General features: G+C 66.6%; 22 protein-coding genes. 10 read left to right on the top strand and 12 right to left on the bottom strand.

Annotation, left to right across the window (positions count from 1 at the left end):
• Positions 1-6 precede the first annotated feature (6 nt).
• From argJ to N7607_RS14650, 3 genes are all read left to right on the top strand, one after another.
• Positions 7-1,239: a bifunctional glutamate N-acetyltransferase/amino-acid acetyltransferase ArgJ gene (gene argJ, locus N7607_RS14640; protein WP_279866164.1), complete on the top strand. Its 1,233-nt coding sequence runs from the start codon at positions 7-9 to the stop codon at positions 1,237-1,239.
• A 177-nt stretch (positions 1,240-1,416) separates the two neighbouring features.
• Positions 1,417-2,049 (top strand): glutathione S-transferase family protein, encoded by a 633-nt coding sequence (locus N7607_RS14645; protein WP_279866161.1) that lies wholly within the window; start codon positions 1,417-1,419, stop codon positions 2,047-2,049.
• Positions 2,046-2,987: a Nudix family hydrolase gene (locus N7607_RS14650; RefSeq protein WP_279866159.1), complete on the top strand. Its 942-nt coding sequence runs from the start codon at positions 2,046-2,048 to the stop codon at positions 2,985-2,987. Before N7607_RS14645 ends, N7607_RS14650 begins: the two co-directional genes overlap by 4 nt.
• Before the next feature lie 30 nt (positions 2,988-3,017).
• On the opposite strand, the gene N7607_RS14655 is transcribed toward N7607_RS14650, so the two are convergent.
• The 4 genes from N7607_RS14655 to N7607_RS14670 are packed head-to-tail and all read right to left on the bottom strand — an operon-like array spanning position 3,018 to position 7,541.
• Positions 3,018-3,602 carry a cob(I)yrinic acid a,c-diamide adenosyltransferase gene (locus N7607_RS14655; protein WP_279866157.1) on the bottom strand — a complete coding sequence of 195 codons (585 nt, stop codon included), beginning with the start codon at positions 3,600-3,602 and terminating at the stop codon, positions 3,018-3,020.
• Positions 3,602-5,614 (bottom strand): ATP-binding protein, encoded by a 2,013-nt coding sequence (locus N7607_RS14660; protein WP_279866300.1) that lies wholly within the window; start codon positions 5,612-5,614, stop codon positions 3,602-3,604. Before N7607_RS14660 ends, N7607_RS14655 begins: the two co-directional genes overlap by 1 nt.
• 53 nt (positions 5,615-5,667) lie before the next feature.
• Entirely contained in the window at positions 5,668-6,579 is a 912-nt protein-coding gene (locus N7607_RS14665; RefSeq protein ID WP_279866155.1) for a putative 2-dehydropantoate 2-reductase, read from the bottom strand.
• Entirely contained in the window at positions 6,576-7,541 is a 966-nt protein-coding gene (locus N7607_RS14670; RefSeq protein ID WP_279866154.1) for a response regulator, read from the bottom strand. Before N7607_RS14670 ends, N7607_RS14665 begins: the two co-directional genes overlap by 4 nt.
• 149 nt (positions 7,542-7,690) lie before the next feature.
• On the opposite strand from N7607_RS14670, the gene N7607_RS14675 reads away from it, so the two are divergent.
• Together N7607_RS14675 and N7607_RS14680 are read left to right on the top strand one after the other, a co-directional pair.
• Positions 7,691-8,170, top strand: a complete 480-nt coding sequence (locus tag N7607_RS14675; protein WP_279866153.1) for a YajQ family cyclic di-GMP-binding protein — start codon at positions 7,691-7,693, stop codon at positions 8,168-8,170.
• 107 nt (positions 8,171-8,277) lie between these two features.
• Positions 8,278-9,114, top strand: a complete 837-nt coding sequence (locus N7607_RS14680) for a mechanosensitive ion channel family protein (protein WP_279866152.1) — start codon at positions 8,278-8,280, stop codon at positions 9,112-9,114.
• Here the strand turns inward: N7607_RS14680 and N7607_RS14685 are convergent, their stop codons facing one another.
• Together N7607_RS14685 and N7607_RS14690 are read right to left on the bottom strand one after the other, a co-directional pair.
• Positions 9,115-10,725 (bottom strand): AmpG family muropeptide MFS transporter, encoded by a 1,611-nt coding sequence (locus N7607_RS14685; RefSeq protein WP_279866151.1) that lies wholly within the window; start codon positions 10,723-10,725, stop codon positions 9,115-9,117.
• A gap of 38 nt (positions 10,726-10,763) precedes the next feature.
• Complete coding sequence (locus N7607_RS14690) at positions 10,764-11,156, bottom strand: MGMT family protein (protein WP_279866150.1); 393 nt, start codon at positions 11,154-11,156, stop codon at positions 10,764-10,766.
• On the opposite strand from N7607_RS14690, the gene N7607_RS14695 reads away from it, so the two are divergent.
• Both N7607_RS14695 and N7607_RS14700 read left to right on the top strand, forming a co-directional pair.
• Entirely contained in the window at positions 11,155-12,150 is a 996-nt protein-coding gene (locus N7607_RS14695; RefSeq protein WP_279866149.1) for a DUF481 domain-containing protein, read from the top strand. The genes N7607_RS14690 and N7607_RS14695 overlap by 2 nt on opposite strands.
• A gap of 107 nt (positions 12,151-12,257) precedes the next feature.
• On the top strand, positions 12,258-13,265 hold the full coding sequence (locus tag N7607_RS14700; protein ID WP_279866147.1) for a DUF481 domain-containing protein: 1,008 nt from the start codon (positions 12,258-12,260) through the stop codon (positions 13,263-13,265).
• A 5-nt stretch (positions 13,266-13,270) separates the two neighbouring features.
• Here N7607_RS14700 and N7607_RS14705 read toward each other — a convergent pair whose 3' ends face one another.
• The 6 genes from N7607_RS14705 to N7607_RS14730 form a co-directional block, all read right to left on the bottom strand.
• The gene (locus tag N7607_RS14705) at positions 13,271-14,023 is read right to left on the bottom strand and encodes a phytanoyl-CoA dioxygenase family protein (RefSeq protein WP_279866146.1); all 753 of its coding nucleotides are present in this window, start codon (positions 14,021-14,023) and stop codon (positions 13,271-13,273) included.
• Positions 14,024-14,321: 298 nt separating this feature from the next.
• Positions 14,322-15,122 carry a cyclic nucleotide-binding domain-containing protein gene (locus N7607_RS14710; RefSeq protein ID WP_137974880.1) on the bottom strand — a complete coding sequence of 267 codons (801 nt, stop codon included), beginning with the start codon at positions 15,120-15,122 and terminating at the stop codon, positions 14,322-14,324.
• A 106-nt stretch (positions 15,123-15,228) separates the two neighbouring features.
• Positions 15,229-15,501 (bottom strand): TfoX/Sxy family protein, encoded by a 273-nt coding sequence (locus tag N7607_RS14715; protein ID WP_279866145.1) that lies wholly within the window; start codon positions 15,499-15,501, stop codon positions 15,229-15,231.
• Positions 15,502-15,526: 25 nt separating this feature from the next.
• Positions 15,527-16,288, bottom strand: coding sequence for a class I SAM-dependent methyltransferase (locus N7607_RS14720; RefSeq protein WP_279866144.1), 762 nt, complete (start codon positions 16,286-16,288; stop codon positions 15,527-15,529).
• 12 nt (positions 16,289-16,300) lie between these two features.
• Positions 16,301-16,645, bottom strand: a complete 345-nt coding sequence (locus tag N7607_RS14725; RefSeq protein ID WP_279866143.1) for a pentapeptide repeat-containing protein — start codon at positions 16,643-16,645, stop codon at positions 16,301-16,303.
• Between the two features lie 56 nt (positions 16,646-16,701).
• Positions 16,702-18,264 carry a bifunctional aminoglycoside phosphotransferase/ATP-binding protein gene (locus tag N7607_RS14730; RefSeq protein WP_279866142.1) on the bottom strand — a complete coding sequence of 521 codons (1,563 nt, stop codon included), beginning with the start codon at positions 18,262-18,264 and terminating at the stop codon, positions 16,702-16,704.
• Positions 18,265-18,382: 118 nt separating this feature from the next.
• On the opposite strand from N7607_RS14730, the gene mrcB reads away from it, so the two are divergent.
• Genes mrcB through N7607_RS14745 form a run of 3 tightly spaced genes read left to right on the top strand, consistent with a single transcriptional unit; the run spans position 18,383 to position 21,778 of the window.
• A complete protein-coding gene (gene mrcB, locus N7607_RS14735; RefSeq protein ID WP_279866141.1) occupies positions 18,383-20,701 on the top strand; it encodes a penicillin-binding protein 1B in 2,319 nt (772 codons plus the stop codon).
• A 22-nt stretch (positions 20,702-20,723) separates the two neighbouring features.
• Positions 20,724-21,449, top strand: a complete 726-nt coding sequence (locus tag N7607_RS14740; protein ID WP_279866140.1) for a tetratricopeptide repeat protein — start codon at positions 20,724-20,726, stop codon at positions 21,447-21,449.
• Complete coding sequence (locus N7607_RS14745; protein ID WP_279866139.1) at positions 21,449-21,778, top strand: YqcC family protein; 330 nt, start codon at positions 21,449-21,451, stop codon at positions 21,776-21,778. The genes N7607_RS14740 and N7607_RS14745 overlap by 1 nt, the downstream gene beginning before the upstream one ends.
• Positions 21,779-21,786: the final 8 nt, after the last annotated feature.

A 21,786-nucleotide genomic window follows, 5' to 3' on the forward strand; every position in this document is an offset into this window, starting at 1 on the left:
GCTCCTATGGCCGTTGGTCTCGGTCCCCTGCCCACACTGCATCCGGTTCCCGGTTTCGAACTCGGCATTTCCTCCGCCGGCATCAAGCGCCCGGGGCGCAAGGACGTGGTGGTGATGCGCTGCGCCGAAGGCTCGCGGGTGGCCGGCGTGACCACCACCAACGCCTTCTGCGCCGCCCCGGTGATCGTCACCCGTGAGCGCATGGCCGGCGATGTGCGCTACCTGCTGACCAACACCGGCAACGCCAACGCCGGCACCGGTCCGGATGGCCTGAGCAACGCCCGCCGCACCTGCGCCGCGCTGGCCGCGCTGACCGGTGTGGCCGAGGAGGCGGTGCTGCCGTTCTCCACCGGTGTCATCGGCGAGCCGCTGCCGGTGGCCAAGATCGAGGGCGCGCTGCAGGCTGCCCTGGACGATCTGCACGAGGATCACTGGGCCGAAGCCGCCACCGGCATCATGACCACCGACACCCTGCCCAAGGGTGCCAGCCGCCAGTTCCAGCATGATGGCGTGACCGTCACCGTGACCGGCATCAGCAAAGGCGCCGGCATGATCCGTCCGAACATGGCCACCATGCTCGGCTACATCGCCACCGACGCCAAGGTTGCTGGCGATGTGCTGCAGGCTCTGGTGCGTGACGCTGCCAACAAGTCGTTCAACCGCATCACCATTGACGGCGATACCTCGACCAACGACTGCTGCATGTTGATCGCCACCGGCCAAGCCAAACTGCCGGAAATCACCGCGGCCTCCGGCGAGCTGTTCGCCAAGCTCAAGCAGGCGGTGCTGGAGGTGTTTATGGAAGTGGCCCAGGCCATCGTCCGTGACGGCGAGGGCGCCACCAAGTTCGTCACCGTGCAGGTCAACGGCGGCGGCAATCCCCAGGAGTGCCTGGATGTGGCCTACGCCGTGGCCCACTCGCCGCTGATCAAGACCGCGCTGTTCGCCTCCGATCCCAACTGGGGCCGTATCCTCGCAGCCGTTGGCTACGCCGGCGTGCCGAACCTGGACGTGAGCCTGATCGATGTGTTCCTCGGTGATGCGCTTCAAGGAGAGGTGCGTATTGCCAGCCAGGGTGGCCGCGACGCGGCTTATACCGAGGACCAAGGCGCGGCGGTCATGGCCCGCGAGGAGATCGGCATCCGCATCGAGCTGGGCCGCGGCGATTGCAGCGAAACGATCTGGACCACCGATCTGTCCCACGAGTACGTGAAGATCAACGCCGAATACCGCACCTGAGCCATGTGCTTCCCCTCTCCCTGTGGGAGAGGGGTTGGGGGTAAGGGTGTTGCAGGCGACTCGCAGCCCCGGCTCTGTGCTGCCATTCCCCTGCTCATAGGGGCATGCGCAAGCGGAATTGTCCGCGGCCGGCGAGGCCGCGTACGCTCCGCCTACAACCTTTCTAGGAGAGCGAACATGTCCCTCAAGCTGGTGATCGGCGACAAGAACTATTCCTCCTGGTCGCTGCGCGCGGCCCTGGTCATGGACCTGACCGGGGTGCCCTACGAGGAGATCCTGGTGCATCTGTACCGGCCGGACAGCCGCAGCCAGCTGCTGGCCCATGCGCCGACCGGCAAGGTGCCGGTGCTGCACACCGAGGAAGGTCCGGTGTGGGATTCGCTGGCCATCGCCGAATACCTCGCCGAGCGCTTCCCCGAAGCGCACCTCTGGCCTCGTGGCCAGTACGCCCGCGCCTTGGCGCGCAGCGTGTGCGCCGAGATGCACAGCGGCTTCATGGCCCTGCGCAGCCACATGTCCATGGACCTGGCGCGCGACCAGGCCCTGGCCGAGATTCCCGCCGAGGCCCAGGCCGATATCCAGCGCGTATGCAAGCTATGGGCGGACTGCCGTCAGCGCTTCGGCCAGGACGGTCCGTTCCTGTTCGGCCATGCCAGCATCGCCGATGCCTTCTTCGCCCCGGTGGCGGCGCGCCTGCGCAGCTATCGCGTGGAGCTGCCGGCCGAGGCCGCCGCTTACGTCGACACCATCTACCAGTGGCCGGCCTTCCAACGCTGGTACCAGGCCGCGCTGCAGGAGACCAGGGCTTGAAACGCATTCATGTGGCCGCCGCGGTGATCCGTGGCGGCGATGGCCGGGTACTGCTCGCCAAGCGCCCGCAGGACAAGCACCAGGGTGGCCTCTGGGAGTTTCCCGGCGGCAAGGTGGAGGAGGGCGAGGCGGTCGAGCTGGCCCTGGCCCGCGAGCTGGAGGAGGAGCTGGGCATTCGCGTAGGCACCGCCCGGCCGCTGATCCAGGTGCACCACGACTACCCGGACAAGCAGGTGCTGCTGGATGTCTGGGAAGTCTCCGCCTTCAGCGGCGAACCGCACGGCGCCGAGGGCCAGCCACTGGCCTGGGCCAGCGAGCGCGAGCTGCTCGACTACGAGTTCCCCGCCGCCAACCAGCCGATAGTTGCGGCGGCGCGCCTGCCCGACACCTACCTGATCACACCCGAGGGCCTGGAGCCGGCCGAACTGATGCGCGGCGTGCGTGCGGCCCTGGCCAGCGGCGCCAAGTTGATCCAGCTGCGCGCGCCGAACATGTTCGATCCGCAGTACCGTGACCTGGCCGTGGATATTCAGGGCCTGTGTGCCGGCAAGGCGCAGTTGATGCTCAAGGGGCCGCTGGAGTGGCTGGGCGACTTCCCTGCCGCCGGCTGGCATCTGACGGCCGAGCAGCTGCGCAAGTACGTCGCCAACGGCCGGCCGTTCCCCGGCCAGCGCTGGCTGGCAGCTTCCTGCCACACGGCCGAGGAACTGGCACTGGCCGCGCGCATGGGGGTGGACTTCGTCACCCTGTCGCCGGTGCAGGCCACCCAGACGCATCCCGAGGCCACGCCGCTGGGCTGGGAGGCCGCTACCGAGCTGCTGCGTGGCTGTAACCTGCCGGCCTTCCTGCTCGGTGGCGTCGGCCCGCAGGATCGCCAGCGGGCCTGGCAGGCCGGGGCGCAGGGCGTGGCTGGTATCCGCGCGTTCTGGCCGCAATGACATCAGCGATGCCCTTGGCATCGCTATCTTTCAGCCTTGCGGCGGTTTCTCCGCCGCCTGCCACAGCACCTCGTCGATGCCCTGGCGGCGAGCGATCAGCCGGCCGGCGACGAACAGTAGGTCGGACAGGCGGTTGATGTAGGCCATGCCCACCGGGCGTAGCGGTTCTTCGGCGTTGAGCTGTTGGCAGCGCCGCTCGGCACTGCGCGCCAGGCTGCGGCAGACATGGGCCTGGGCCACCAGGCGTGAGCCGCCGGGGAGGATGAAGTTCTGCAGCGGGCCGAGTTCCTCGTTCCACAGGTCGATGGCCGCCTCCAGGCGCGCCACCTCGCCTTCCTGCAGGGCCTGGTAGTCCGGCATCGCCAGCTCGCCGCCGAGGTCGAACAGGCGGTGCTGGCAGGGCGCCAAGACCGCGATGATCTCGCCCAGTCCGGGGCATGTGGCGGCCTGTTCGGCCAGGTCCGCCAGCAGCAGGCCGAGCTGGCTGTTCAGCGTATCCAGCTCGCCCATGGCCTCCACCCGCGGGTGGTCCTTGGCCACGCGGCGGCCATCGGCCAGGCCGGTCTCGCCCTTGTCGCCGGTCTTCGTGTAGATCTTGCTCAGTCGGTGGCCCATCAGATGCTCGTGTTTTCGGCGGGGGCGGTCAGCGGCAATCGCAGGGTGAAGCAGGTGCCCTGGCCCTGGGTGGACTGCACTTCCAGCTGCCCCTTGTGGTTGTTGGTGACGATGAAATACGACACGGATAGGCCCAGGCCGGTGCCCTGGCCGACTTCCTTGGTGGTAAAGAACGGCTCGAAAATGCGCTTGCGCACCGGCTCGGGCATGCCGATGCCGTTGTCTTCCACCTGGATCTCCGCCCACGGCGGGTTGCAGCGGGTGCGCAGGACGATACGCCCCGGCTCGTCCTCGTCATCGCGCAGGTGGATGGCCTGGGCGGCGTTCTTCAGCAGGTTGAGCAGCACCTGCTCCATCTCGTTGGCGGTGGCCGGGACCGGGCCCAGGCTGGGGTCGAAGTCGCGTTCGATGGCGATGCCGCGGAAGTCGAAGCTCTCGGTCAGGTCGAAGTCGTTGCCGGCGATCTCCAGCGCCTGGTCGATCAGCACCGGCAGTTGGCAGGGCGCCAGCTGGCGGTTGCTGCGGCGGCTGAAGGCGAGCATGTGGCTGACGATCTTGGCCGCCCGCGAGCCGGCCTGGGCGATGCCGTCGAGCAGTTGGGGAATCTCGCGGGCGTCCAGGTAGGCGGTGACGTCGTCCAGGGCGATGCCAACCTCCACGGCCAGGTCCTGGTTCTTCGCCAGTTCCGGCGAAAGGCGCCGGCGGATGTTCTGCACGTTGTGCAGGATGGCGCCCAGCGGGTTGTTGATCTCGTGCGCCATGCCGGCGGCCAGGCCGCCCACGGAGAGCATCTTCTCCGACTGCACCATCATCTCCTCCAGCGACAGGCGCTGGGTGATGTCGTCGATACGGATCACCACGCCACGGCCGCCGGCGCCCATCAGCGGGTAGAAGGTCAGGGCGTAGTGGTGGGCGTCCTCGTCCTTGCGCCAGGTGACGCGCTCGATCTTCTCTACCTTGTGCTGTTCGGCGGTGCGCTTGAGCTGGGCGAGGAACGGCTTGAGCGGCGGGAAGGCGAGGAACACCGGCTGGTTCAGCGCCTCGTCCAGCGGCGTGCCGGAGAGGGCGCTGGCCTCCTGGTTCCATTGGGTGACGTAGAGCTGGTCGTCGAGGGCGATCAGCGCCGAGGGCATGGAGTCGATGATGTTGTTGAGGTAGTTCTGGAAGCCGGTGAGCTTCTTCTCGATCTTGCTGCGCACCTGCACTTCCAGCTCCAGCTTGCGGTTGGAGTGGCGGGTCTCCTCGGCCAGGCTCTGGGCCTGGCTGAAGGCGCTCTCGGCGTCGTCGCGGGCGCGCTTGAGCTGCTGCTCGCGGGCCTCGATGCGGCCGAGCATGGTGTTGAAGGCATCGGCCAGGCTACCGATCTCGTCGCGGTTGCCGCGGGCGGCGCGCAGCGAATAGTTCTCCTCGCGGGTGACCTGGCGCGACAGCTCCTCCAGCCGGCGGATCGGCCGGGTGATCAGGCGGCGCACCTGGCGGGCGATCAGCGCCCAGAGCACCACGCTGATGGCGAGGATCGCCAGGCTGGCGGTCAGGGTGCCGGTGTAGAAGGCGCCGGGCAGCTCGCTGGAGGCCACCAGCAGCAGGTAGCCGGGCGGCTGGCCCGCTTGCGGCAGGGGAATCACCTGGGTGGAGCGGAATTCGCGCAGGCGCCAGTGCTCCAGTTCGTCGCTGCGTGACGGCAGCTGCAGGGCGTCGCCCAGTTGCAGCTCGGCCAGGCGCACGCCGGTGCCGTTGTACAGGGCGGCGGCGCGTAGCGGGGTGTAGCTTTCCAGACGTTCCAGCAGCTTGTGTGCGGCTTGCGGCGTGGCCAGGGCGTGCCGGCTCAGCTCGGGGGTGGCGATCAGTTTGCCGATGGTCTGCAGGGCCTGGGGCGCGACGCTTTCCTGGGAGATCCAGTAGGCCGCGCTGATGAACGCCAGGTTGGCCACCAGCATGACCGCGGCCAGCAGGATCAGCAGCGCGAAGAGCAGCTTGCGGCCGACCGGCAGGTTGTCGAGGCGCTGGCGCAGACGGGTCAAGGGCGCGGCTTCCATTGAGACTGGAGGGGCAGGGTACCGCTCGTTCAGGTCACGGGCAATCCGCGGGCGGTGAGGTGCTCGCGCAGGCGCTGCAGCAGATCGTCCAGGCGCGGCAGCCTCAGCTGCAGGCGCTCGGCCTCGGCGCAGGCGTGGCCCAGCAGGTAGGCGATCTCGGTGCGCCGGCCCTGGGCCACGTCCTGGTGCATCGAGGAGTAGTTGGCCGCGGTGCCGTCGATCACCCGCAGTACCTCGGCGTACAGGTCCTCGGCGGCGTCTGGCTGGCCGGCCTGGCGCAGCAGCTCGGCCAGCTCCGTGCACAGCCCGGCCACTTCCTCCGGCCAGTCACGCAGGCCGCCGTTGCGGCAGTCGTGCAGCACGGTCAGCGGGTTGATCGCGCAGTTCAGCGCCAGCTTGCGCCACAGCTTGGCGAGGATGTCGTGCGTCCACTGATGGGGAATGTCGGCGGTCTGCAGGTCGTCGAGCCATTCCGGGGTGCGTCGCTCGCCCTGCACGCCGAGCCAGGTATGGCCGCGGCCGGCGTAGACCACACGGAAATCACCGTCGCGGAACGCGCCTTCGGTGCTGGAGGCGAACACGCAGCGCGCACGCGGCAGGCGCGTGGCAACCGCCTCCTGGCTGCCCAGGCCGTTTTGCAGCAGGATGATCTCGGCGCCGGGTGCCAGGCGTGCTGCCAGGGCGGCGGTGGCTTCTTCGGCGTCATAGGCCTTGCAGGCCACCAGCAGGCGGCGGATCGGCGCGCCATGGCTCGGTGTTTCCGCGGCGATGGGGTGCAGGTTGGCCTGGCCGTCTTGCACCAGGGTCAGGCCGCCAGCGGCGCGGTAGCGGGTCAGGCTGGCCTGGTCGCGTAGGATCAGTCTTGTCGGCACCCCGGCACGAGCCAGGCGGGCGGCCCACAGGCCGCCCAGGCTACCGGCTCCGAGTACGTGCCAGCTCACTGTGGTAGCGGCAGGCGCAGTGCACTGACCCGGCCGCTGGCGTAGGACTCCGGCAGCACGCGGCTGGCTTCTGCGAACAGGTAGTGCGGCTCGACGGGCAGCGATTTGGCGTCCAGGCCGACCAGCGAGATGCCGGCCTTGAGGCTGATGAAGCCTTCGCTGGTCTTGAAGGCCTTGAGGTTGAGGCCTTCGTGCAGGCGCTTGAAGCTGCTCGGCGAGCATTCGTGCAGGTCGTCGAGCATGGCGATCATGCCGAAGTGGGTCTCGTCGACGCGAGTCAGCACGTCCAGCGGACGAACCAGCTGTTGCAGGCGCCGCGCGACACCGTGCAGCACCTCGTTCCAGAAGCCGTTGCCGTACTGGCGGCGCAGCGCCTCGCCTTCCTGCAGGCCGATCAGCAGGTAACACAGGGCGCCGCCGCGGGACTCGACCTGACGCAGGCAGTCGTTGAGCTTCTGCTGCAGGTAGCGCGGGTTGCCCAGGCCGGTCAGCGAGTCGACCAGGTTGCGCTGCTCCAGGCTGGAGATGTTCTGGGTCAGCATGCGGTTCTCGTTGAGCAGGCGCTGCAGGGTGTTGCACAGGCGGTCGGCGGCGTACACGCGCGGCACCAGCTGTTCGTTCATCGCCGCCTTGCTGATGAAGTCGTCGACGCCACGGTCGAAGGCCTCCACCAGCACGTTCTCGCCTTCCTTGCCGGTGAGCAGGATGACGTAGGTGTAATGCTCGGCCGTCTCGTCCAGCTGGCGCACCCGCCCGGTCAGCTCGAGGCCGTCCATCTCCGGCATCAGCCAGTCTGCCAGCAGCACGCTGGCGGGACGTTTTTCCAGCAGGCGCAGGGCTTCCGCGGCACTGTTGGCGAAGCGCACATCCTGGTAACCGGCCTGGCTCAGGGCACGGCCGATCATGGCGCTGGAAAACTTGGCGTCGTCCACCACCAGGATGCTGAGATGGGGGTTGGGCATTGAGGGGCTCACTGGCAGGAAAGGGTGGCCGCCGCAGGTTGGCTGAGCGGCGTGGGTCAGACTGGTTATAATGGGCGCGCCAATTTTATCGTCAAGTCAGGCGCGCTCAGTCCGTGAGGGGGATCGCGCCGTCCATCAGGAGCAAGCCCATGCCTTCGTTCGACGTGGTGTCGGAACTGGACAAGCACGAACTCACCAACGCGGTCGACAACGCCGTCAAGGAACTCGACCGCCGCTTCGATCTGCGCGGCAAGTGCAGCATCGAGAGCAAGGACAAGACCATCACCCTGACCGCCGAGGCCGAGTTCATGCTCGAGCAGGTCCTCGACATCGTGCGCGCCAGCCTGATCAAGCGCAAGATCGATTGCCAGTGCATGGAAGCCAAGGACGCCTATGCATCCGGCAAGGTGATGAAACAGGAAGTGACCTTCCGCGAAGGCATCGACAAGGAGCTGGCGAAGAAGATCGTCGCCCACATCAAGGACAGCAAGCTCAAGGTCCAGGCCGCCATCCAGGGCGAGCAGGTGCGCGTCACCGGCAAGAAGCGCGACGACCTGCAGGAGGCGATCGCCGCCCTGCGCGCCAAGGAGTTCGGCATGCCGCTGCAGTACAACAACTTCCGCGACTGATCTGCCGGGAACCTCCGGCGTCGCACGCGCATCCTAAGCAGTACACCCCTCACCGCCATGGCCAGCCATGGCGGTGTCGTTTCTGCCGTCCGAACAGGAGTGCGCTCATGCAATTCTCATACGATGAACTGGTGCGGATGTCCCAGGCCTGGCTGCCGGTGGTGCTGGAGTACAGCGGCAAGCTGACCCTGGCGCTGGTGACGCTGATGCTCGGCTGGTGGCTGATCAACCGCGTGACCGGGCGCCTGCAGCTGCTGATGGAAGGGCGCAAGGTGGACCGGGCACTGACCGGTTTCATCGGCAGCCTGGCCAACATCCTGCTCAAGGTGCTGCTGATGGTCAGCGCGGCGACCATGATCGGCATCTCCACCGCCTCCTTCATTGCCGCCATCGGTGCCGCCGGCCTGGCCATCGGCCTGGCCCTGCAAGGCAGCCTGGCCAATTTCGCCGGCGGTGTGCTGATCCTGCTGTTCCGCCCGTTCCGCATCGGCGACTGGATCGAGGCCCAGGGCCAATCCGGCACCGTGGACAGCATCCAGATCTTCCACACCGTGCTGCGCACCGGGGACAACCGGACGGTGATTCTGCCCAATGGCGCGCTGTCCAACGGCGCCATCGTCAACACCTCGCGCCAGGCGACCCGGCAGATCGTGTTCGACGTCAAGGTCGACTACGACAGCGACCTGCAGAAGGCCCAGCAGGTGCTGCGCGAGATGGCGGAAGACCCGCGCGTGCTCAAGGACCCGGCGCCGGCGGTGGTGGTCGCGGGGCTCGGCGAAACCGCGATCACTCTATCGCTGCGGGTATGGACGGCCAACTCGGACTACTGGCCGGTGACCTTCAGGTTCAACGAGGAGATCCGCGACCGCCTGCGTCAGGTCGGCGTCGACATCGCTGTGCCGGGGCTGCTGGCGCGCACCATCAAGACCACCGCGCCGGCCTGATCAGGGTTCGCTGCGCGGCGTCGGCGTGCTCGGCGCGGGCAGCGGTTGGCTGCCCTGCTGGCGCCACTGCAGGATGATCAGCAGCAGGGTGGGAATGCCCAGCAGCGCGGTGGCGAGGAAGAACTGGGCGTAGCCGGCCTTCTCCACCATCACTCCCGAGTAGCCACCGACCAGGCGCGGCAGCAGCAGCATGATGGAGCTGAGCAGGGCGTACTGGGTGGCGGAGAACTTCAGGTTGGTCAGGCTCGACAGGTAGGCGACGAACGCCGCCGTGGCCAGGCCCGAGCTGAGGTTATCGAGGGTGATGGTGCCCACCAGCATCAGCATGTGCGGGTCCAGCGCCCACAGCAGATGGCTGACCGTCTGTGCGCCGTACAGCACCGGGTCGGCCACCACGCCGAGGCCGGAGAGGGTAGCGAACAGGAGGTTGGTGCCGGCCGAGGCCGCACCGCCCAGCAGCAGGATCGGCAGGATGCCGAAGCGCACGATCAGCAGGCCGCCGAGGGCTGCGCCGAGCAGGGTCATGATCAGGCCGAACAGCTTGCTGACGCTGGCGATCTGGCTCTTGGCGAAGCCCATGTCGATGTAGAAGACGTTGGCCATCACGCCCATCACCGTGTCCGACATGCGATAGGTGGCGATCAGGCCGAGCAGCAGCAGGGCCTGCCAGCGGTAGCGCAGGATGAAGTCGTTGACCGGCGTCAGCACCGGCGCCAGGCCGCGGCGGCCCATGCGCGACAGGCACACGGCGGTGAGGATGCTGTAGAGCAGGAAGCGCAGGGTGGCGCGGTCCTCGCGCAGCAGCTCGCCGAGGCCGATCTCGCCGCTGAACAGCAGGAAGATGTCGCTGCGGAAGAACTGGGTGAACATGGCTGGCACCGACACCAGCAGCACGATCAGCACCAGCACCGAGGCCAGCTGGCGGTACAGGCCGTAGCGCGCCGCGGCCATCTGGGTCTGCATTGGCACCGCGGGTTCGCGCATCCACAGGGTGGTGATCACCCCCGGCAGCATGAGCATGGCAAACAGCAGGTAGGTGCTGGCCCAGGCGCCGTGCTGGTAGCCGGCGCCGGGGTTGCCGAACCAGCCGGCGAAATACAGCGCGCCGGCGGTGGCCAGCAGGGCGGCGACCCGGTAGCCGGCCATGTAGCTGGCGGCCAGGGCGGCCTGGCGGGTGTCGTCGACGATTTCCAGGCGGTAGGCGTCCACCGCGATGTCCTGGGTGGCGGAGGCGAAGGCTACCACCACGGCCACGCCGATCAGCCAGGACAGGTGCTGCTGCGGGTCGCACAGGGCCATACCGATCAGGCCGAAGGCCACCAGGCCCTGGGACAGCACCAGCCAGGAGCGGCGTCGGCCGAGGCGGCCGAGCAGCGGCAGGCGCCACTGGTCGAGCATCGGTGCCCACACCCATTTGAAGGCGTAGGCCAGGCCGATCAGGCTGGCGTAACCGATGGTCTGGTGGGCCACGCCGGCCTCGCGCAGCCATACCGAGAGGGTGGAGAACACCAGCATGTACGGCAGACCGGCGGCGAAGCCCAGCAGGAGCAGAGCCAGGGAGGCCGGGTGGGCATAGGTGGCGAGGGCGGCGCGCCAGGTTCTACGGGGCATGGGCGTGTTCGGACGAGGGCTCGGACAAAGGGCGCACTCTAACCGTTAGGCTCCATCGGGCGCCAGCCGTGGCGGCGCATGTCGACGCGATCATTGCGGATGGTCAGGCCCTCGGCGCGCAGGCGTGCGCGCTGCTCCTCGCCGGAGGGCGTGCCGGCGGCCAGGCTGAGGCGTCCACCGGCAGCGAGTACGCGGTGCCAGGGTAGGCGGGTGTCCTGCGGTAACTGGCTGAGGGTACGGCCGACCCAGCGCGCGGCCCGGCCGAGGCCGGCCAGGGCGGCCAGTTCGCCATAGCTGATCACTTTGCCCTCGGGGATCTGCGCCATCACCAGGTACAGTGCCGCGCGGCGTCCTTCGGCACTTGCCGTGGGCTCCAGGGCTGGGGCATGTTCTGCCTTGTCGTTTCGTTCCTTCTTCGGTGATCTGGCCATGGTGCGCGTCCTGCTGTCCTGTCTGTTGCTGAGCCTGGCTTGGCCTGTCTTCGCGGATACCGTGTGGCTGAACAACGGCGACCGCCTGAGTGGCGAGATCCTGCTGCTCGATGGCGGCAAGCTGGCGCTGAAGACCAAGTATGCCGGGCGCGTGGTGATCGACTGGAAGGATATCGACACCCTGGCCTCGGACAAACCCCTGATGCTGCGCCGCGAGGGCCTGGACAGCGAGGTTGGCCACCAGCTCAAGGCGGCCGACAAGGGCAGGGTGCAGGTAGTCAACGGCAGTAGCGAAACGGTGGCGCTGGCCAGCATCACCCGTCTGGTGCCGCCGCGCCCGCTGCTCAAGGACCGCATCTGGGAGGGCAACCTGGACGCCAAGCTGGACATGGAGCGCAACGAGGACCGCACCGACGAGTGGAAGCTCAAGGGCAACACCCGCATCGAGCACGGGCGCTGGCGCCATGTGCTCAGCGGCGAGTTGGAGCACGAGACGGAGAATGGCGAGAAGACCGAGGACAACTGGGAGCTGGAGTACGACCTCGACCGTTTCTTCACCGATCACTGGTTCTGGCGCAGTGGCTACGAGCAGCAGGAGGACCAGTTCGAGGGTGTCACCCGCCAGCGCGTCCTCGGCACCGGGCCGGGCTATCGCTTCTGGGACAACGAGCTGGGTCGCCTCGATCTGGTCGGCCAGGTCAACCGGGTGCGCCTGGACTCGCCCTATGGCGATCTGTCGTTCGATACCTGGTCCATGGAGTGGGATTACAAGCGGCTGCTGTGGGGCACGCGCCTGGAGTTCTACAGCACCGCCGAGCTGCAGGTGCCGCAGATCGACGAGATCGACTACGTGTTCGATGGCGAGGCGGGGCTGCGCTATCGCCTCAACGACTGGGCGCGGCTGTCGTTGCTGTACGAGCTGAACCAGCTGAGTGGGCTGGGCACCACGGTGTCCGACCGGCATTACCTGATCGGTTTGGGCGTGGGTTGGTAAGCGGCTCGGCTGAACTTAGGCGGTCATTCGCCGGTCTGTGCTTGCTCATGCGGCGTGCATCCGGATAATGCGCGCCTTTTTCCAGGACCAGCCCGTTGTCGATGCCCATGAAGCCGTCCCGCTCCCTGCTCTGCCTGGCGCTCGCCGCCGTCCCCTCATCGCTGCTCGCCGATACCGTCTGGCTGAAGAACGGCGACAAGCTCACCGGTACCATTCAGCTGTTCGACAGCGGCAAGCTGCTGCTGCAGACCGAGTATGCCGGCAGCATCACGCTGGATGTGAAGAAGATCGCCACCCTGGAGAGCGACCGCGAGCTGCTGGTGAAGCAGAACGATTTCGTCGGTGAACATGCCAAGTCGCTCAAGCCGGCCGGGCAGGGCCAGGTCGAGCTGGTCAACGGCACGGCGCCGCGGGTGGTGGAGCTGGCGTCGATCAGCCAGATGCTGCCGCCCAAGCCACTGGTGCAGGACCTCACCTGGACCGGTTCGCTGGACTTCTCCGCCGACTACAAGCAGGCCGAGAACGACATCAAGGACTACGACATCGACCTCGATACCAAGGCGCGCCACGGCGCCTGGCGGCACGGCTTCGCCGCCGAGTATAACCACGAGACCAAGGACGACGAGCGCAAGACCGACCGGGTCGAGCTGGAGTACGACCTCGATCGCTTCCTGACCCAGAAGTTCTTCTGGCAGGGCCAGCTGAAGTACAGCCACGACCGTGTCGAGGACCTGGAGACACAGCGCACCATCGGTACCGGTCCCGGTTACCAGTTCTGGGACAACGAGCTGGGCGCCTTCTCCATGGCCGGCCTGTTCAACCGCAACGACTACGTGTTCGCCGACGGCACGAGCGAGCATTTCAACTCCGCCGCCATGGAGTGGGACTACAAGCGCTACCTGCACGGCAAGAACCTCGAGCTGTATACCCAGGGCGAACTGGGCGCGCCTTTCACCGACGAGGTCGAGTACGTCATCGATACCGAGGCCGGCGTGCGCTACAAGCTCAACAGCTGGGCGGCGCTGAGCCTCAAGGCCGAGTGGGACAAGGTCGCCAGCGAGCATGGCGACACCAATGAGCGGCGCTACATGATCGGCCTGGGCGTGGGCTGGTAAGCCGCTCAGTCGTACGCCGCTTCCTCGTGGTCGCCCAATAGCCTGCGCTGGCGCGGCGTGCAGGCGGCCAGCACTTCCGGATTGAAGCGCCACTGCAGATAGGGCGAGAACTTCTGCGCCACCATGCGCCGGCCGTAATGCACCTGCAGCAGGTAGCGGCTGCGGTCGGAGCTGCGATTGCGGCTGCCGGCGTGCCACAGCTCGCTGCGCAGGAACAGCACGTCGCCGGCGTGGCATAACACCGGTTGCGGTTCATGGCCGCGCCAAGTCTGCTCTCCCGACGCGGGAGGGCGGCCGGCACGGTGACTACCGGAAATCACCAGGGTCGGGCAGAGGTCCTCGTCGATATCGCTCAGGTACAGCTGCGCCGTGCAGATCTGCATTGGCAGCTCGAAGGTCGGATCGTCCAGCAGGCTGCTCGGCAGCTGCACCGCCAGGTAGTCGAGATGCAGCTCGGCACCGATAAAGCCGGGATGACAGCGCCAGGCGGTCTGACCGATGACATGGCAATCGGCGCCGAGCGCCGCCTCCGCCAGTTCGATCACGCCCCGCAGGTCCAGATAGGGCAGCCACAGCGGGTCGCGGTTGAACACGCACTTGTAATGGTCGAGCAGGCCGCTGTAGTCCCAGTGCTGGGGTTGCAAGGCATCTATGGCGGTGCGCAGCTCGGCGATCTGGCCAGCATCCAGCACGCCTCGCAGCAGCGCGAAGCCCTGCTGGTGCAATGACTGCAGGTGATCCGCGGTGGTCTGATCCATGAGTGTGCTCCGCTGGCGGAAGTCCACTCCATGCTGGCACGCAGGCAAATCGCAGGCAAAAAAAGACCCGGCAAAGTGCCGGGTCAATAACCGTGATTAGCCTGATGAGGAGATAATCTGAAGAGTCCGACTGCGTGGTCTCTTGAGCTTATCGGCTGATCTCGCGACCAGTTGTGGTAATAATAACAATTCTCATTTTGCAGTCAACACCTGGATGAGAATTATTTTCGACTGGTTGGCAAAACCCTGGAAAAACAAACCCCGGCCTGGGCCGGGGTCTGGTACGTCAGCTGAGGACTTACGTGGGCTGCAGTTGGGTGCGCAGCTGAGTGACCTCTTTGTTCAGCAGGTCGATGCGCCGCGCCATGCTCTCGATCAGGCTGTGGGCAATGCGCGGATTGCTCTGCATCAGGCTGAGGAACTGATCCTTGGGGATCACCATCACGGTGCAGGGCTCGCTGGCGATCACCGTGGCGCTGCGCTTCTCGCGGGTGAACACGGCCATGGCGCCGAAGATCTCGTCCTTCTGCACGTCGCCGACCTTCTGCCCGTCCACATGGGCCTCGGCGTGGCCTTCGATGATCACGAACACGTGGTCGGCGTCGTCACCCTGGTGGATCAGCTCCTCGCCGGCGGCGAAGTGCTGGAAGCCGGTTGCCGGGCGGATTTCCGGCTGCTTGAGGCGCGCCAGAGCGTCGGAGAGCAGGGCGGTGTGGCCGATCAGGTATTGGATGAACAGCTCCTGGCGCTGCTCGCTACCGTAGATGTGTTTGAACACCTCGTTGCGCGCATAGGGCACCAGACTCAGCTGCTCTTCGCTGCTGTAGCGGCAGCTGGGCAGGTCGATGCCCTGGCGCAGGCCGACCAGATCGCCTTCCTGCAGATAGAACAGCGGGCGCTCATCGACCTGGGCATGCAGCAGGCCGTTCTCGATGATGTACAGCTGGTTGCCGGGCAGGATCTTCGCCAGGTCGTCGACCTGTTCCAGGCGCAGGGAGGCACCGCTGGGCTGCAGCCCGTCGAGCAACTGCGTGGGAATGCTCTGCAGGCGTTGGATCAGCTGATCGGCGTAGGCCGGTTGCTCCCCGAGTAGGTACATAACGGTAATTCCTTGAACTGGCTGCGCTGACGATAAGGCACGCGGGTGTCCGCAACAATAGGTGGCGACGTGGTACAGGTAAATCCCGCCGCTCGGAGGTTGTGAGCTAGCTCTTGTTGCTTGTCCCCGGTTCGTCCAGTTGGCCGTTGAGTCTGGCCTTCAGCCCGGGGGGCAGATCGTTCCAATGGACGTCGAGCAAGGCGCCCTCGATCGCATAGAGCAGGACCTTGGACGCGCGGAAACCACGGGCGCGTACCGCCCGATAAGCGTCCACCGCGCCCAGGCGGCGCAGGTCGTTGGCGCTGTGAATGCCTACCGCGTGCAGCCACTGTGCCGAGGTCTTGCCCAGGTTCTTCAGGTGTTGCAGTTCATCGTTCATGGCGCCTCCTTGCCTTTCTGCGCTGTCACGAATGAGGCCGGGTCGGGAGGCCTGCGAGAAAGTGTAGCGGCCAACGCACAAAACGCTTTTGCTGCCCGTCGCCCCAGGCCCGGCGCAGTTTGGGCAGCAGTTCCGGCAGGGGATCGCGACCGCTGGCCTGCTCCAGCTTCTGCACGGCGGACCAGGTGCCGAGATAGCCCATCAGTTGCTGCAGATCCCACTCCAGCTCGATGGCGAAGGCAGGTACCTCGATGCGCGCGAACGGCGGCTGGATATCGCGGTAGCCGGCATCCACGCTGGCGCGGCCGCTGGGCCAGTAGCCGCCCAGAGTGTTCCAGTATAAGTCGTCGAGCACCGCGTCCAGCGCAGCGTCGATGCGCAGCAGGCTGTAGCACCAGGCGCAGAACAGCCCGTCCGACCTGAGTAAGCGGCGTGTCTCGGCGAAGAATGCCGGCGTGGCGAACCAGTGCAGGGCCTGGGCTACCACGATCAGGTCGAGGCTGGCATCGGCCAGGGGCTGGGCGCTGGCATCCGCGGCGAAGCAGTCGATGCCTTGCAGGTCGGGGGCGGCGCGCAGTTGTTCGGGACTGCCGTCACAGGCCAGCACCTGGTGGAAGTATTTCATTAGCGGGCGGCTGGCCTGGCCGTTGCCGCAGGCGATATCCAGCGCGCGCTCCTGGCCGGGGCTGTTGGCGGCCAGCCAGGTGAACAGGCCGTCGGGATACTGTGGGCGGAAGCTGGCATAGGCGCCGGCACGGTTACCGAACAGGCGGGTGATCTCGCTCATGGAGCCTCGGCGTCAGAGAGAGCGATAGCGCATGCGGGTGCCGAACTGCATGGACAGGAGAATCTCGTCGGCGCACAGCTGGGCCGGGAAATAGGCGCCGGAAATCTGCGCGTGAGCGATGCTCGCGCCTTCCAGATTGGCCTCGCGCAGGTCCACGCCGCGTAGGTCGGCGCCGCGGAAATAGGCGTCGGTGAAGTCGATGCGGCTGGCGTCCAGCACACGCAGGTCGAGACCGCGCAGATCGGCGCCGCGCAGGTCGACGGCGCCGTCCTTGGGTTTCTGCTTGTTGAAGTCGGCAACCTTCTCGTCACGCAGCAGGCGGTAGAGCGGGTTGTCCAGTTGGCGGGGCTGGCTCATCGGGTGCCTCCATTCAGGGCCTGCCGGCAGTATAGACAGGCCCCGAATGGTAGGGCTCAGAGCCCGGGCAGGCGCTGGCGGATGCTGTCGATCAGGCCGTCCAGGCTGGCCGCCTGGTGGGTGTCGACGCGGCGGCTGTGGGCCTGCTCGTCGGCGTCCAGCTCATCGCGGCTGGCGTGTTGAGCCTGAATCACGTCCAGGGTTGCGTCGGACGGGTCGTTGCCCTCGGCCTGGCGCTGCTGCAACCAAGCGGCGATCACGTCTTGCGGGGCCTGGCAGTCGAGGATCAGGAACGGCGCGCCGTTCTGCTCGGCGACCTGCCAGGCGGCGGCACGTTGGTCGCGCTTGAGGTAGGCGGCGTCCAGTACCACCGGGAAGCCGGCGTGCAGGGCGCTTTCTGCCAACTGGTGCAGCCGCGCATAGGTCGCGGCGCTGGCCTCGGCGCTGTAGATGCCGCCGTTCAGGCTGCCTTTGGCATTATCCGGTTGCTCGCCGAACAGGCGCTTGCGCTCCACGTCCGAACGCAGGCGGATGGCGCCCAGCGCCTCGACCAGACGCAGTGCTACCTGGCTCTTGCCGACGGCGGAGACGCCGCTGGTGATGGCCAGGAAAGGCGTGGGAATGGCGCTGTAGCTTTCTGCCAGGTTGGCGTAGTTGCGGTACTGGCGCAGGGTGGCGGCCTTCTGCACCGCATCGCTCTGGTGCGCCAGGCTGAACAGCGCGACTTTAGCCCGCACCAGGGCGCGGTGGGCTTTATAGAGGTTGAACAGCTCCAGCGCGTCGTAATCGCCGCTGCGCTCCAGCCAGGCGCTGACGAAGCGCCGCGACAGGGCCTTGAGGCCACGGTCTTCCAGGTCCATGGCGAGGAAGGCGGCGTCCAAGGCGATGTCGATCAGGCGGAATTCCTCGTTGAATTCGATGCAGTCGAACAGCACCACGGCGCCGTCGAGCAGGGTGGCGTTGCCCAGGTGGATATCGCCATGGCACTCGCGGATCGCGCCGTTCGCCGCACGGCGGGACAGCAGTGGCTCCAGGCGAGCGATGCTGGCCTCCATCCAGGCCTCCAGGGCCTCGAGCTGGCGCAGGTCGGCGGCATCGGCGAGCAGCGGGCGGATTTGCTCGAAGTTCTGCCGCATCGGCGCGACGATGGCCTGCGGCGCGCACAGCGGATGGTCGACGGCCACGGCGGGAGTACGGCCGTGGAAATCGGCGATCTGCTGGGCCAGGGCGTCGATATGCGCCGGGGTCAGCTCGCCGCGCGACTGTACGGCGCTGAGCAGCTGGGTTTGCGGGAACTGGCGCATCTTCAGCACGTACTCGATGGCCGCGCCTTCACCGCCCAGTTGCGGGGCGCTCTCGCTGCCGGTGATCGGCAGCACATCCAGGTACAGGCCTTCGGTCAGGCGCTGGTTGAGGCGCAGCTCTTCGCCGCAGAAGTGCTGGCGCTTGCCCAGGTCGGTGAAGTCGAGGAAGCCGAAGTTGACCGGCTTCTTGATCTTGTAGGCGAAGGGACCAGTGAGCAGCACCCAGGAGATGTGCGTCTCGATGACCTGGAATCCTTCTACCGGATGGGGGTAGAGGGCCGGGTTCTGCAGGGCGGCGATCAGGGCTTGGCTCACGGTCTTTCCTTGTGCTTCTGGTATCGATAAGAGGCGGCATTATGGCCGCTGTGAGGCGCTCTGCAAACCGCCGGGGCGCGCCTGTCGGCCCCTGGCAAAGTGCGTATAATGCCGCGCCATGACTCGTTCCCGTACCCCCCGCAAAGGCGCCAAGCGCCGCGCCAGCAGCCGTTCCTGGCTGGGCTGGCTGTTCAAGCTGTCGCTGGTCGGCCTGGTGCTGCTGGCTGGTTTCGCCGTCTACCTGGACGCCGTGGTGCAGGAGAAATTCTCCGGCAAGCGCTGGACGGTGCCGGCCAAGGTCTACGCGCGACCGCTGGAGCTGTTCGTTGGCCAGAAACTGAGCAAGGAGGACTTCCTCACCGAACTGGATGCCCTCGGCTATCGCCGTGAAGGCGCTGCCAACGGCCCGGGTGCAGCGGCGGTGAACGGCAATCTGGTCGACCTGCATACCCGCGGCTTCCAGTTCTATGAGGGCAACGAGCCGGCCCAGCGGGTGCGGGTGAAGTTCTCCGGTGACTACGTGGCCGGCCTCAATCAAGGCAGTGGCGCCAAGCTGGCGGTGGCGCGCATGGAGCCGCTGCTGATCGGCGGCCTGTACCCGGCCCACCACGAGGACCGCATTCTGATCAAGCTGGACCAGGCGCCGCCGTACCTGGTCGAGACCCTGGTGGCGGTAGAGGATCGCGAGTTCTTCAACCACTTCGGCGTGTCGCCCAAGGGCATCGCTCGTGCCGTGTGGATCAACGCCACGGCCGGCCAGTTGCGTCAGGGCGGCAGTACCCTGACCCAGCAGCTGGTGAAGAATTTCTATCTCACCAGCGAACGCAGCCTGACCCGCAAGTTGACCGAAGCCATGATGGCGGTATTGCTGGAGCTGCATTACGACAAGCAGGAGATCCTCGAGGCCTATCTCAACGAGGTGTTCCTCGGTCAGGATGGCCAGCGTGCAGTGCACGGTTTCGGCCTGGCCAGCCAGTATTTCTTCAGCCAGCCGCTGGGCGAACTGAAGCTCGAGCAGGTGGCGCTGCTGGTCGGCATGGTCAAGGGGCCGACCGTATACAACCCGCGGCGCAATCCGGAATTGGCGCTCAAACGCCGCAATCTGGTGCTCGATCTGCTGGCGGAGCAGGGCGTGGTCACGGCCGAAATGGCCGAGGCGGCCAAGCAGAAGCCGCTGGGCGTGACCAAGCGCGGCAGCCTGGCCGACAGCTCCTTCCCTGGCTTCCTCGACCTGGTCAAGCGCCAGCTGCGCGAGGACTATCGCGAGGAAGACCTGACCGAAGAAGGCCTGCGCATCTTCACCAGCTTCGACCCGATCCTGCAGCTCAAGGCTGAATCGGCGCTGGGCGAGACCCTTAAGCGCCTGTCAGGGCGCAAGGGCGTGGACGAAGTGGAAGCGGCCATGGTGGTGACCAATCCGGAGACCGGCGAGATACAGGCGCTGATCGGCAGTCGCCAGCCGCGCTTCGCCGGTTTCAACCGGGTGCTGGATGCCAATCGGCCGATTGGCTCGCTGATCAAACCGGCCGTGTACCTCACTGCCTTGGAGCGTCCGAGTCAGTACACGCTGACAAGTTGGCTGGAGGACACGCCGTTCTCCGTGAAAGGCCAGGACGGCCAGGTCTGGCGGCCGAAGAACTACGACGGCAAGGCCCACGGCTCCATCTACCTGTACCAGGGGCTGGCCAATTCCTACAACCTCTCGACCGCCAAGCTCGGCCTGGAACTGGGCGTGCCGAACGTGCTCAAAACCCTCGAGCGCCTCGGTGTCGAGCGCGAGTGGCCGGCCTATCCGTCGATGCTGCTGGGCGCCGGCGCACTGAGCCCGATGGAAGTGGCGAGCATGTATCAGACCCTGGCGAATGGCGGCTTCAATACCCCGTTGCGTGGCATTCGTAGCGTGCTGGCTGCCGAGGGTGAGCCGCTCAAGCGCTATCCCTTCCAGATACAACAGCGTTTCGATCCGGGTGCCATCTACCTGGTGCAGAACGCCATGCAGCGGGTGATGCGCGAGGGCACCGGGCGCTCGGTGTACAGTCAGCTGCCGGCGTCGCTGAATCTGGCTGGCAAGACCGGTACCAGCAACGACTCGCGTGACAGCTGGTTCGCCGGTTTCAGTCAGGATCTGCTGGCGGTGGTGTGGATGGGGCGCGACGACAACGGCGTCACGCCGCTGACCGGTGCGACGGGCGCTCTGCAGGTCTGGACCGGTTTCATGAAGAAAGCCGACCCGCTGCCGCTGGATATGCCGATGCCGGACAATGTCGCGCCGGCCTGGGTGGACGCCTATAGCGGCCAGGGCTCCGCCGCAGGCTGTCCGAATGCGGTGGAAATACCCTATATCCGTGGCAGCGAGCCGGCTCCCGGTCAGCCCTGCGGTCTGCTGGAGGCTCCGGCAGGCGAGGTGATGGACTGGGTGCGTGGCTGGCTCAACTGAATTCGCTGAAGTGAGAAAATGCATGGCTAAGTGGTGGGTTTGCGTGGTGCTGGCATCGGCGGTTCTGTCCGGTTGCGCCAGTGTGCCCAGGGGCTCGATTCCGGTGCAGGACGCTTCGGGGCGTTTGATGGAAGACGAACAGGGCGCCTTCGCTGGTCGCGGCGCTGCGAGTGGCCAAGCGCCGCAGCAGACGCAGGCCCAGAGCCTGCCGGAGGATTCCGGTGTGGTAGTGATGGTGCCGGGCGGCGTGACCTCTGCACCCTTGGAAACCTATCCGGACGGTAGCAGTGCGACGCCGGCTACCTATGGCTCCGCCCCGCTGAGCACTGGCCCGATTTCCAGCGCCGGTGCCTATCAGCAGCCGAGTGCACCGAGCATGCCCAGCGGTATTCCTGCCGGCGGTAGTCTGGCCGGCGATGAGCAGCTGGATGGTCCGGTTCTGGCGTTGCTCACCAGTGCCCAGCAGCAACAGGGCAGTGGCGATCTTGAGGGGGCATCGTCCAGTCTGGAGCGTGCTCAGCGCATCGCTCCGCGGGAGCCGCAGGTGCTCTATCGCCTGGCCGAGGTGCGCTTGGCCCAAGGGGATGCGGCACAGGCCGAACAGCTGGCACGCCGTGGTCTGAGCTTCTCCAGTGGCCGACCGGCTCTGCAGGCTGGCCTATGGGGGCTGATCGGTCAGGCGCGGGAGCGCCAGGGCGATCCTGCCGGCGCCGCCCAGGCCCGCGAGCGCGCTCGGGTCAATCTCTGATGGATTCGCGCGTTTCGGCCTTGACCGATCAGTTGTTGCTGATCGAGCGTGAACTGCGAGTGCTGGGCTGGTGGTCGGTCGAGGCCCCATCGGCCGAGGCGCTGGCCAGCCAGCAGCCGTTCTGCGTCGATACCTTGGACTTTGAGGCTTGGCTGCAGTGGATTTTCCTGCCGCGCATGAAGCAGCTGCTGGAGTCCGCCGGGCCATTGCCGTCGGTATCCGGTATTCGTGAAATGGCGGAAATGAGCTGGCCCGGTCGTGAGGCTCAGGCGCGAGCGCTGTTGATAGCGCTAGGGGAGTTTGATCGATTGATCGGGAGCGCTCATTGAGCGCTCCT

It is taken from the genome of Pseudomonas sp. GD04019, assembly GCF_029837695.1.
In the GTDB taxonomy this organism is placed as follows: domain Bacteria; phylum Pseudomonadota; class Gammaproteobacteria; order Pseudomonadales; family Pseudomonadaceae; genus Aquipseudomonas.